Origin of the sequence: Mesorhizobium sp. M1334 (genome assembly GCF_040317995.1) — a bacterium.
Taxonomy (GTDB): domain Bacteria; phylum Pseudomonadota; class Alphaproteobacteria; order Rhizobiales; family Rhizobiaceae; genus Mesorhizobium.
In genome coordinates this window covers 1-11,501 of sequence record NZ_JAMYLM010000027.1, presented here as the reverse complement: position 1 = coordinate 11,501, position 11,501 = coordinate 1, and the positions used below count along the sequence as shown (strand labels likewise).

Below are 11,501 nucleotides of genomic sequence, written 5' to 3'. Positions count from 1 at the left end.
ACGAAGATGGCCTCAAGCCAGCTTAAACTTTCGGTTTCGTGGCGGGAAGGGGAAACCCCGGAATGGCAGCACCGTACTGCCGGGCCAGCCATTCCTCGAATGGTTGAATTGGAAATCCTGGTGTCCGATCAGAAGGCCAGGCTAACTGATATTGGTCTTCGGTTTGCATATATTCAGGCAGTGGGGTGACCAAGCGTCGCGATTCCAGCATATTGCCGAGCTGACGGAGCCAGCCCAAAGCGACGCCTTGGCCCGCCAAGCAGGCTTGAATCGTGTTATAGTAATTATTGAAGCCCATGGGCTGATGGATTTTCGGGAGATCAAGAGAAAACTCGCGTAACCATTGCCGCCAGCCGATCCACGACGGATGCTGGGCCTGCATATACAGCAGCTCACACTTCAACAGGTCGCTTACCTGCCGCAACGGGCCGTTCTTTTCCAAGAACTCTGGCGAGCACACCGGAGTGAGGATATCGGCGAATAGCGGTCGGGTCTCCAGCCCGGGAAAATCGGGCTTTCCGAAGGTGAGCGCCAAGTCAAACTGACCTGTTGGCTCGATACCCTGCGGGTCCCACGTGACCAGAAAAATCTCCCGCCCCGGGAAACATTCGCGCAGCTCCCCCAGTCGGGGAAGGAGCATAAATGCCCCGTTGGCCGTCGAGGTGGACAAGACGATCTGCTGTCTGGAATGTTCCTGGATCAAGTCTTCGAGAGCGTCGATAAGCTGGGAGGCAGCCAGCGAATACGCCTTGAAAAGGCGATCCCCTGCCGGAGTCAACGATATTTGTTTGTGAGCACGGACAAACAGCGGGTGCCCAAGCCGGCTCTCAAGCTCCGACATCTGCTTGCTTACCGCACTTTGCGACAAGCCAACCTCTTCGCCACCCAGTGTGAAGCTCTCACGGCGCGCGGCTGCTTCGAAGGTTGGCAGCAGCCGCTGAATGTTCCGGTACAGAGCCTTATTTCGCATGCAGATCCTTCAAAGGGCATGGACGGCACACTGAGATGCGTTTCGACCATCTTCGAAACGACCGCCAGCCACGAACCTGAAGAGGCTCACAGGCGAAGCTCAGGATGTAGAGATACGACCTTTTGGGATTGCATGACAACGATGCCGTTTGGCAAACACGGTGTGACGCCTGTTAGACGGCCGTTTATTCGGTGTCAGACCAGGCATCGCAGCGGAGCCAAAATCGTGGGTGAGCGTGATGGCCATTGCTCGGCGGCTGATGACCACACTGGATTTGTGCTGAACTACCGCAGCAACGAAGCTGAGTTCCCCGCAAGCGATGTCAGGATCAAACGGCTCTATCAACAAACCGTGCAGCAAGCCCTTTGCAGCAGGACGTTAAAGTCGAACTGGCCGACAATCGCGTTCTTTGGCTGACCTCCGTGGATGCGAGCCGCACTTATTCGGAAGCATGGGTCGGCGCACTGAGCGCGTTGAAGGGTGGCGCCGTACTGATGGAATCCGAGGGAGTCTGTTGCATGCCGCACAAGTGAGTGCGCCGATTGGGGAGGCGAGCGAAGGCCGATATGGCCTGGTTTGAGACGCCGCCCCCCGGCGTTTCAGAAGAGTTCACGGTATCCTGTCCCATTGCATCAGATAATGTGGTGATCGTAAGGAGCATAGATCTGTCGAACTAAGACATTTGAGTTTGTTGCCTTTATATGACAGAATAACTTGAGAAGCACAATTCATACCTTGTATTACTAAGAAATACTGATATTTGATGTTTAAAATCGCGTAAGATCTGTTATGGAACTTAATTTTGTTTAATTATATCAAAAGCTTAATATCGCTCTGCCGATGAAGGAGGCCTTCATCAGCGGGCACTGGCGTTGGCACGATGAGCGCGTCGACACCAATTGCGCTGGAGTACGAAACGATGACCGAATTGATGTCGATTCCGCGATTGCCCGAAAGAGCGACGCACATCGACGAGAACGCCGTCAGGGCCGCGACCGCGACTTTGGCAGGCGCCTGCCCGCGAACACCATCCAGCAAACGGGAGATCGACAGGCGGCCAATTAGGGAACGGGCCTTCTCCTCGCCGAAGAGCGCGAGCGCGAATTGACGGTCCGCAAAATATTCCCCCAGCGTGCCGCCGGCTGAAACCATGATAAGCGGTCCGAAGTCCGCATCGTGGACGTAGCCGAAAGCCATCTTTTGAACGATCACGCGGCTGCCGAGGCTGGCGCGCAGGTGGAGTTCGCCGTTTGCTGTTCGGACTGTGTCGGCCAACGGGCTCGCCCCTGAATTCAAGGACGAGCCTCGTCGGAATCTTTTTCAGGCGCAGACACGATCGGCAGCCCTTGCAAGCGAGCCCGCGAATATGGACAGAGCCTCATCCAGAATTTCGTCCGATGTGGTCAGCGGCACGAGCACGCGGATAACATTATGGGCGCGACCCGCCGAAGCTAGGAGAAGTCCGTTCTCGGCCGCATCCTTAATCAGCCACGATGTGAGTTCGGCAGCCGGACGGCGGGATTCGACGTCCTCCACGAGTTCGACACCGACCATCGCTCCGGCATTCCGGACCTCGCCGATTATCTGTCGGTTCGTGGACTGGTTGAGGGCGCGGAATCCGGCAGCAAGACGATCGCCGATCTTCACACTGCGCGCAGCGAGGCCCTCTTCCTGGAGCACGTCCAGCGCGGCCAGGGCCGCCGCGCAGGCGAGCGGATTGCCTGCGTAGGTACCACCGAGGCCCCCGGGCGGCACCTTGTCCATGATCTCGGCCTTGCCGATGAGAGCGGCGATCGGCAGTCCCGCGCCGAAGCTCTTGCCGATAGCTACGAGGTCCGGCTCGACACCGGAATGCTCGATCGCGAAGACCTTGCCAGTCCGAGCGAAACCGCACTGCACCTCGTCGGCGATCAGGACGATTCCGCGCTGGTTGCAGACCTCGCGGAGTCCCCTCAGGAATTCCGGCGGTGCGGCGACGAAGCCGCCTTCACCCTGCACAGGTTCGATCACGACGGCGGCGATTTGCTCGCCTTCCGTCTGAGATTCCACCAGGTCCCTAAAGGCATCGAGCGCTTCGGAAGCGCTAGGCCCACTATACGGCGACGGGAAAGGAGAGAAATGGATATCGCCCGGGAAGGGGCCAAACCCGCGCTTGTAAGGGTCGATCTGCGAAGTCATCCCGAGGGTCAACAGGGTACGGCCGTGGAAGCTGCCGCGGAACACCACGATGCTTCGCCGCCCTGTGTGGTAACGCGCGACCTTGATCGCGTTTTCGACCGCCTCGGCACCTGTCGTGACTAGAAGCGTCTTCGACTTCCCGGAGAACGGAGCCAACGCGTTCAGCCGCTCGGCAAGCTGAATGTAACCCTGGTAGGGAATGCTTCCAAAGAATGTGTGGGAGAACCGGTCGAGCTGTGCTTTCACAGCCGCGATGACCTTGGGATGAGAGTGTCCGACTGCCAAGGCCCCCATACCGCCGATGAAATCGATGTAGCGACGGCCCTCAATGTCCCAAACCTCGGCGCCTAGGGCGCGCTCGGCATAGACCGGAAACGCAACCGCAACCCCGTGGGGCAACGCCTGCTCGCGCCTTACCTCTAGATCCGCGCCGACTTCCGATACCATACCGCAATCCTCCGCTACTCTGTTCAAGCCGCGCCGCTTGGGAAGGCAGTCCGACGGCTCTATTGCCGAATGGAACGTCTAGCAGATGGCACACTAGTCGCCATCGAGAAAAACGAACCAGGCGGGTGAGAATTATTCGGCGAGCGGCGCTTCTCAATAACGGGCCACCTTGTCGAGTCAGCAAGACGTCCTGATTAGGCGACTGATCTCGGCTTGAGCCGATCCTGCGCCGCCAAAGTCGATGTCGAGCTTGGCATAGCGGACTCCATTCGCCTCACAGAAGCACTCGGCATTTCGGCACACGGACTGACAGCCTTCAGCCTGCCTCAGCAAGACGGCGCTCGCTTGAGACCCTATGCGCTAGATCCTAAGTTCGGATCACACTACCTGCAAAAACCATGTCTTGGGAGACCAGCACCGGCTTGTCCGGGCCATTTGATAGCTGCTTTGAGCGACTGCCACTATTACTCAGGGCATCCGGAAGGGTGTCGGATCGCGAAAGCGACGTAGCACGTTCGCAGATATGTGTGCGACGTGGTTGTTATTTTCGGCGTGCGGGAGGCAACTGCCCCAAGCTATCGAGCCGACAGAAAAGACCGCGCCGCCCGCAGGGGTCTCAAAGAACGTCATATCGGCACGAATGGGCTCCCTTGGTGCATCGTTCCACAGTCTGGTGAAATAGTTAAGCCCTCCCAGTGTGCGAATGAACGAACTACCATGCTCCTCGGAGGATGCTACGACGAGTGCGTGACGCGGCGTACCTAGCTCTACATCAGCCACGTCAATCTCAAGTCCGGCGGCTCCGCCTGTAATGCCGAAATCGCCAATGATATCTTCTGCAATACCATCGAAAATAAAGCGAGCTCGGGGGTCTTCTCCGGCCTCCAGACGACGATAATAGCTGCTGCGGTCGAATGCCTCGGTCAAATACCCAACGCCCACCAAGGATTGTTCGGGTCTGCCTAGATCCGACCACGTCCCGCAGGGGCGGCCAACAAAGCTACTGTATGCTTCTCCGGCACCAAAGCGGCCGTTTCCGGGCCGTCTCCGCCTGATCTCAATCAGGCCGTTTCGTGCGGGATGGAAATCGATTGCCCAGTAAAACCCGTTGGCGCCGAGGTACATAAGCCGTCCACCTCTCGCGAGAAATCCGTCGAGAGCCTGCAACATCGGTAGCGACCAATATTCAGGATGACTTCCGGTAACGAGCACCTGACATCCGTCCAGGGCCGCCAATCCCTCACGGTCGAGGTCTTCGTCTGTCAGTGTCTGGTGATCCGGAGCTGCATGGGCAAGCCAGCCGAGCAAACAAAGGTCGATCTGGAAGTTCCAGAGCCAGCCCCCGGGCTGGAGATTCAACGCAGGTCGCCGCAGAGATCCAATGCATCGCTCACTGCCATCATCATGGGGATCGTAGAGCGATTTGCCGAGGCCGGGGTGCTCAAAGGCCAGAAGATCAAGCGGGGTGTATGAGGAGGCGACGCAACCGAGGTTATATTCGTTCGTTTGCCGCTGCATGGTCAAGTTCGTATAGGCCGCATATGTAGCAGTCGGTACCAGAAAGGCAACATCGCCGATAGCGTCGGCAGCCTTCCGCACAAAGAATGGAACAAAAAACTCGGCATCCGCGCCGCGCAAGCGCGCTGCGTAGCATCCGCTGGGCCAATCAGTTGGCACGGTAAGCCTGAGGTCCTCCTGCCAGCCGGGGTTCTCGATGTCGTCGTGGTGGAAATGAGCTGCGCCATACTGTTCAGGTGCACTGCGCCAGTCCATGGTTGGGCTTTCCCAATTCGAACCCTGGACGGCGCGGGTGGGCTGATTGATGCATACGCCGTCATGGCCACAACCGGATTGATCTGGAACAATTTCTGACGCTGGATCGCTCAGCAAATCCCAATCAGCCAAACAGGGCCAACTCAAAGGTTCCGTCGGCTTGCGCAAAGCCAAATCGTTAAGTTGTTCGACCGACAGCGCCGCAGCCAGGATGCGGGGACGCTCAATCTTGCCATTGAAGTGGTGATGGGGAATTCCACTATGATCCCGCTCCGCCGCTATCAAAAGGCGACCATCGCTTGGTGCGGGCGGCTCCACGTTGTCTAATGTTAGTCGGCTTACGCCCATATAGTCGTGTGTCCCGGACTTAATACCGCGCGTCACAACCAGCAGATGATGGCGCTCAGCATCATAGCTCAGCGCAACGAAGCTCCATAGCCAGAGAGGCAAGGGGCCATCCAGGCGGTAGGTGCGCGGCCCGCCGGGGCCCCCGAGGATCGCCGCCAGACAGCCGTCGCCCTCCAGACGCAAGGCCATGCCCCCATCTCCCCCGGCGGTCAGAGTACTGAGCAGGCAGTGGGGTTGGCCTGCAATCAGAGTTGGCATGACATTGGCACAAATGGTCACCGACCTAAGATCGGCCAAGTGCTGCGATCCCTTAACCTCAATGCGGGAGCCGGCACGAATAGGCTGCTCGCGTCCGGGATAACGGCGAGCCTCCGGCGACGTCATGACGAGCGGGCGGAATGGTGGCATCTCCGGCCCGAAGTCGCCGCCGAGCAGGCGGACGAAGTCGCATTCGAAGCTGTCGAGTTTCAGACAGCTCACAGCGAAGGCGATACTTTCGCCAGGCTTAACGCTGTCGCGGTCGGCATAGGCGAGAATCGCTGCGCGATCAGACATCGTTGCCACCCTGCTGCATGGGCAGCGGACCGATGAGATGCTGCCAACGCTGCTTGAACACCCAGCGATCAACCTCCTCGCGTGATTGAAAAGGCAGTGGCCCGATCTCGACCACCCGCATGGGCAAATCCAGCGACCATCGCGCAGCACGCCATTCGCTATACGGCTTGGTCATAATGGCGATCCATTTTCCAGCGACCGGCTGTGAGCGCATCACGTCCAGAATAAGGCTCAGCTCGGCACTGTGCCGACCGAAAGGTGCGGCCTCGAATTCGCGGACCAGGTCCGAACGACCGACAAAGCCAGCCAACGCAGAGCGGGCGGCAGCTGTACCGGCGCTCTCCGGCGAGTAGTCCGGTTGAAAGTTCTCGAATTCAGGGCTCGGGCGGTCAGTCGTCATAGCGGGCCTCTCGGCGGAGCGTGCCAATCCTTCGATCCGTGCATTGTTACCCCTCGATATCGCTACATTTCTCCCCGACGAACTCTTCGCGGCATCATGTTTTCTTGTAGCAACGATGGTCGTGGGAGGCGGCATGTCGTTCGCGCCAAGTGAACGGTAACGCCCACGAAACTCCACCTGGAACGCTTGTCGACGAGCGAAAACCCAGCTGCCAGCGGGATGCAGGGGCTTCGTCGTATCCGACGAAGCCCTAACAAACCTAGCTGCCTCATGAGGCCCGGTCGAGCCACACTTTATCGAGGTGGATCTCAAATGTGGGGTGCATTGCGTTGCCCCTAACGTGCTTTGCAGAATGATTGAACAGGGTAAGCCAATAAGGTTGTATGATAACGCCAGATTCCTGCAGGAGCGTTTCAACATCTTGCATGAGCGCTTTGCGCTTCTGCGGGTCCGGAATCGTCAACGCGGCGTCGAGTTTCTTATCGAATTCCGGATTTGACCACGCCGCCTCATTCCATGCTGCGCCGCTGCGATAGGCAAGCGCCAAGACTTGTACCGCCAATGGCCGCATGTTCCAGTTTGTAGTCGACAGGGGGTATTTCAACCAGTCGTTCCAAAAAGTGCTACTGGGAATAACCGTTCGTTTGACCTTGAATCCGGCCTCCCGCAACTGCGCGGCAATCGCATCGCCTGTGTCTTTATGCCAATCCTCGTCATTGCTGATGATCTCGTGTTCGAAGTCCATCTGGTTGGCATCGATCATGAGGCGTTTGGCAGCCTCAATATCCCGTTTCTTTTCCGGAACTGGGTAAAACTCGGGATGTATCGGCGCGACATGATAATTCGCCCCAACGGTGCCATAGCCACCAGCCGCTAGTTGCAACACAGAATGGTTGTCTACGGCCAGTTGCAGTGCATTGCGCACCCGCTGGTCGTCGTACGGCTTGGTAGTGGCATGGGCGCGGCACACCAGTGTCGTGGCCGTTTGCGCTTCTGACCTCACCAAACCGAGTTTATCGAATATGGTGACGTAATCTGCGAACGTCTGATAATTCGCGTCGACTTCGCCTGACTCAAAGGCGCTCAGAAGGGCTGACGGATCGCTGCCATAGTCTATGAATTGCACTTCGTCTAGGTAAGCTTCACCTCCCCACCAGCTTCCATTGGTTCGACGCTTCAGAACAGCCTTTTGGCCGACGTCCAATGACACCAATTCAAACGGCCCCGTGCCGACGGGATGTGCAACGAGGTCCGACCCGTTCTTTTCGTAGTCACGGTGTACAATTAGCGCGGGATAGTCGGCAAACCCCGGAATGATGGTAATATCGGGCTTGGGAAGCTTGATTTTGACGGTGTGTTCGTCAATTTTTGTAATAGCGCCCGCTAGTGCTTTGCCGGTCTTTTCATCAACGAGCGTGGCCATACGCGCAGCCATTGAATTCCCAGGCACATCTCTTTCACACCAGCGCATCAGGTTAAAAATGACGTCATCTGCAGTGAAGTCATCGCCATTGTTCCATTTGACGCCCTTACGCAGGTGCAACACGTATTCCGTCGCGTCGTCGTTCGTGTCCCAAGATTCAAGAAGCATCGGCTCAAAAGTATAAGCATTGGTATATTTTACCAGAGATTCAACGTATTGACGATACATATTCCCTAATACAGGGAGATCATTTATACGGGGGTCCTTCTGACCAAAAACCTGCATGGCAATTCGCAGAGTTCCCCCTTTCTTCGGGACTTCTTCGGCATGCGCCGGCGGTATTGCATCCAGCATCGAGTATGCCATCGCTGTCGACGCACCGTATACGGAAGCGAGAGCCAGGAACTCGCGCCGGTCCATTCCTTCCCTTTTTGCTTCCTCGGCGAGACTGTCGAAGATCTTCGGCATAGGTTTGCCATGCCTAGTCAAATACCCCATTTGAACCTCCTAAATTGGCTAAGGACAATGGCTTTGGACCAGCACGAAAAGCGCCGAGATCTTCGACATGAAAAGATGGAAGAGCTCGGCTTTCCGCTGAATGCTCCATTCACGCTCGCAGGAGGTTACAGAAAAGCGCCTATCTGGACATTCGAAATAAAATCAACCGGCAGGCGAGTTTTTTGCGGAATCATCTTGTGCTCCGAATGGTCGGTCGGCGTTCCGCTGGACCCGACAGTACCTTGCCCACCGCAGAAGAGAGCGTGCCTGACATGACAAAGGGCACAACACTTCGCTTATTGCTTTCCGCGCCTAAGAATCCGGCTGCCGAGCCGAACAGGCACGGCTGCAAATCCCCGCAGCCTGCTGGCGGTGACTCTATTCAAGAAACTTGGTTGAAGCCGACACTGAGGGTGGATGATGGGGACGTAGCGGAGCGTGAAGTCAGCCGCCAAGGACGCCTATTCGCGTCCCGCGAGCCATTCTTGATAAGCGGGGTTCAATCGGGCGCCAACATCGATGAATGGCCGCGGGGGCAAAGTCTGGGCTTGTCGAATGCGCTGAATACTTCGCCGAGCTGAGACTGATGCCTTGCGATGCCTGCGGCGGTGGACTTAGTCCCTCCTATGCCGTTGCATGCACATGCAGCGAAAACGCTGTCCGCCACTTGGCCAAACAGCGGCACCGAATTGCGCGTGAGGGGCGCCGGTCGCACCTGGCGTTCAGATAATCCTGCAGCTCCGCGATCCGGCGGGAACCTCAAGGCGCTTACGTCAGGCGTCCTGAGTGGGTATTCGGCAGACATGGTGGCACTATGCCTGCGGAACGTCCTCCCTGCCCTCTGGCGTTCACGTCTCAATTTCAAAAGCTGCCGCCGTCCAAAAAGTCGTCGGCCGGGATCGGAAACACCGCGCATATCCGGGTGCCCATGACCGGCAACAGTAGCCGCCGGTCGGCCGGCGTCCCGAGCAGGGCCAAATCAGTGAAACAGCGAAGCGCATGGCAGGGACATCCCTCCAGGCAGACAATCGTGACCAGCGTGATGATGGACGCCGCGAGAGCGCTGCCCAGCCAGATCGCCAGCGCCTTCGGCCCGCATGCCGAGAATGTCGAAAAGCCTGACCTCGAGTTTTTGCATGACCTTCCTCCGTAGTCGCGGCAGCCTAGCCGCCGCACCAACCTGTTCGGTCACGTTAGCGACCTGCGGCGGACTGGTCGACGACGTTTGAGCATGAGCTACACGACGCAGTAGGGCGAGCTACCCCGGCTCTCCCTCAAATAGCTAATTGCGAAAGCCTGCCCGTGACAGACCGCGAAATCCACCCCTACCTCGATGACAGCGGCAGCCGTGAGCCAGACCAAGAGCCGAAAGGGAAGCGACGTGACGAAATGGATTATTTCGCCCTGGGCGGCATCCTTATCAATGAGGAAGACGTCGATGAGCTCTACGGCGCTACAAGATGTTCTGCCAGCAGCATGGCATAACCTACCCGCTGCACTCCGATCAGGGGCGGGAGTGGCGACTTCGGCTGGCTGAAAAAACCGGCGACCGCCTACGAGTTCCTGGACGGTCTGCAGCGGATGCTGCATGCCTTCCGGTGATTGGCATTGCCGCTGTGATCGACCGCCCCGGCTATATCGCCCGTCTACCGCGACCGGTATCAGGACCTGGTTCATGTGCAAGACCGCCTATTGCATCCTGATCGAGCGTGCCGCCAGCTGCGCGTGCTTTTCGAGCGGGCCGGCAAGGCGGATGACCGCGACCTTGTGGCTTATACGCGCATCCTGAAGACCTAGGGCACGCCGTTCGACGGCGCCAACTCGGCCGGCTACGGATCGTTGCCGCAGAAGAATTCAAGGAAATCGTCCGCGGCGAACCCCGTGGCAGGACGAAAGCAACCCCGATGCTGCAGATCGCAGATCTGTACCCCAGTCCGATGGCCAAGGGCGGATATGACGGGCGAACGCACCACCGCCCGGCCCCTGCGGGACAGTGAGCGTAAAATGAAAGCCCGAACGACCCAGCATCCCGGCGAAAAACTGGATATAGACTGGGTTTAAGACCAACTCGATTTTTTGCCAATTGTCGGGATCTTCAACGATGGCCTAGGGTCACAGGTATCTGCGCATTTCTCAGGAACCTAAGCCTGCGAGGATCACTGTGAACAGCCGTTACGATGCGACCGTTGCATTCTCACCGCAGGATTTCACAGCCTCCCGTGAATATATGGAGCGAGCACGCACCATTATACCGCTCGGGGTGACGTCATCCAGTCGCGCGGCACAGCGGCCTGCGCCAATCGTAGTCGCCCGCGCGCAAGGGTCTCGACTGTACGACATAGATGGCAACGAGTACATCGACTATCTCGCCGGATGGGGTCCGATGTTACTGGGTCACCAAGCCAAGCCAGTGGTTGACGCGGTGCGCGCGCAGCTGGAACGGGGTGAGATTTTCGGCACTCCTCACGAAGGCGAGCTTGAACTTGCTGAGCGTATTGTGCGCCTCGTACCGGCGCCGAGATGGTGACATTCCTGTCCTCCGGCAGTGAAGCCGTGCACCTCGCTCTTGCGATCGCACGTGGTGCAACCGGTCGCCGTCGCGTGCTGAAGTTCGACGGACAGTTCAATGGATGGATTTCCCCTTTGCGAACCAACATGCCGGGTATGCCGGCAGTGGAACGTCAATCACCGTACGCAGCTCGGCCAGATCGTGTCCCAGGGAGTGGTGTAGCTGACGGCTTGGTCGCCGTGCTCTCCGGCATGGGGCCGGGCTGATCAGCGTGCCACGGCTGGCAGGCTGATCAGAGGATCATCGCTCATTTGGCTGATGGTTTCCAGCGTCATGTATCTGGCGCGCTGCACGGCCCATTCGTCGTTCTGTTCGAGCAGGATCGCGCCAACCAGGCGGA

The 11,501-nt window shown here is 58.0% G+C and carries 10 protein-coding genes and 1 pseudogene; 4 read left to right on the top strand and 7 right to left on the bottom strand.

Going from position 1 to position 11,501, the window contains the following annotated elements:
• Window positions 1-22 precede the first annotated feature (22 nt).
• Entirely contained in the window at window positions 23-970 is a 948-nt protein-coding gene (locus NKH17_RS28745) for a LysR substrate-binding domain-containing protein (protein WP_352973008.1), read from the bottom strand.
• Between the two features lie 225 nt (window positions 971-1,195).
• Here NKH17_RS28745 and NKH17_RS28740 point away from each other — a divergent pair, with 225 nt between their 5' ends.
• The gene (locus NKH17_RS28740; RefSeq protein ID WP_352973006.1) at window positions 1,196-1,387 is read left to right on the top strand and encodes a hypothetical protein; all 192 of its coding nucleotides are present in this window, start codon (window positions 1,196-1,198) and stop codon (window positions 1,385-1,387) included.
• 393 nt (window positions 1,388-1,780) lie between these two features.
• Here the strand turns inward: NKH17_RS28740 and NKH17_RS28735 are convergent, their stop codons facing one another.
• The 5 genes from NKH17_RS28735 to NKH17_RS28715 form a co-directional block, all read right to left on the bottom strand.
• Complete coding sequence (locus NKH17_RS28735) at window positions 1,781-2,245, bottom strand: acetate--CoA ligase family protein (protein ID WP_352973003.1); 465 nt, start codon at window positions 2,243-2,245, stop codon at window positions 1,781-1,783.
• 45 nt (window positions 2,246-2,290) lie between these two features.
• A complete protein-coding gene (gene gabT, locus NKH17_RS28730) occupies window positions 2,291-3,595 on the bottom strand; it encodes a 4-aminobutyrate--2-oxoglutarate transaminase (protein ID WP_352973001.1) in 1,305 nt (434 codons plus the stop codon).
• 468 nt (window positions 3,596-4,063) lie between these two features.
• Complete coding sequence (locus tag NKH17_RS28725) at window positions 4,064-6,271, bottom strand: N,N-dimethylformamidase beta subunit family domain-containing protein (protein ID WP_352972999.1); 2,208 nt, start codon at window positions 6,269-6,271, stop codon at window positions 4,064-4,066.
• On the bottom strand, window positions 6,264-6,671 hold the full coding sequence (locus NKH17_RS28720) for a N,N-dimethylformamidase alpha subunit family protein (RefSeq protein ID WP_352972997.1): 408 nt from the start codon (window positions 6,669-6,671) through the stop codon (window positions 6,264-6,266). The genes NKH17_RS28725 and NKH17_RS28720 overlap by 8 nt, the downstream gene beginning before the upstream one ends.
• A 268-nt stretch (window positions 6,672-6,939) precedes the next feature.
• A complete protein-coding gene (locus NKH17_RS28715) occupies window positions 6,940-8,592 on the bottom strand; it encodes an ABC transporter substrate-binding protein (RefSeq protein ID WP_502910635.1) in 1,653 nt (550 codons plus the stop codon).
• A 1,030-nt stretch (window positions 8,593-9,622) separates the two neighbouring features.
• On the opposite strand from NKH17_RS28715, the gene NKH17_RS28710 reads away from it, so the two are divergent.
• The 3 genes from NKH17_RS28710 (at window position 9,623) to NKH17_RS28700 (ending at window position 11,119) form a co-directional block, all read left to right on the top strand.
• Window positions 9,623-9,745 carry a hypothetical protein gene (locus tag NKH17_RS28710; RefSeq protein ID WP_352972993.1) on the top strand — a complete coding sequence of 41 codons (123 nt, stop codon included), beginning with the start codon at window positions 9,623-9,625 and terminating at the stop codon, window positions 9,743-9,745.
• A 149-nt stretch (window positions 9,746-9,894) separates the two neighbouring features.
• Complete coding sequence (locus NKH17_RS28705) at window positions 9,895-10,077, top strand: hypothetical protein (protein ID WP_352972991.1); 183 nt, start codon at window positions 9,895-9,897, stop codon at window positions 10,075-10,077.
• Window positions 10,078-10,819: 742 nt separating this feature from the next.
• A complete protein-coding gene (locus NKH17_RS28700; protein ID WP_352973108.1) occupies window positions 10,820-11,119 on the top strand; it encodes an aminotransferase class III-fold pyridoxal phosphate-dependent enzyme in 300 nt (99 codons plus the stop codon).
• A gap of 248 nt (window positions 11,120-11,367) precedes the next feature.
• On the opposite strand, the pseudogene NKH17_RS28695 reads toward NKH17_RS28700, so the two are convergent.
• Window positions 11,368-11,501 (bottom strand): annotated as a pseudogene (locus NKH17_RS28695) (IS256 family transposase); the annotation flags it as partial.

Bases quoted from the DNA above. Each gene is read 5' to 3' on its own strand.
- NKH17_RS28745 (WP_352973008.1), bottom strand. From the start codon at position 970: ATGCGAAATAAGGCTCTGTACCGGAACATTCAGCGGCTGCTGCCAACC.
- gabT (WP_352973001.1), bottom strand. From the start codon at position 3,595: ATGGTATCGGAAGTCGGCGCGGATCTAGAGGTAAGGCGCGAGCAGGCG.
- NKH17_RS28725 (WP_352972999.1), bottom strand. From the start codon at position 6,271: ATGTCTGATCGCGCAGCGATTCTCGCCTATGCCGACCGCGACAGCGTT.
- NKH17_RS28720 (WP_352972997.1), bottom strand. From the start codon at position 6,671: ATGACGACTGACCGCCCGAGCCCTGAATTCGAGAACTTTCAACCGGAC.
- NKH17_RS28715 (WP_502910635.1), bottom strand. From the start codon at position 8,592: ATGGGGTATTTGACTAGGCATGGCAAACCTATGCCGAAGATCTTCGAC.
- NKH17_RS28700 (WP_352973108.1), top strand. From the start codon at position 10,820: ATGGAGCGAGCACGCACCATTATACCGCTCGGGGTGACGTCATCCAGT.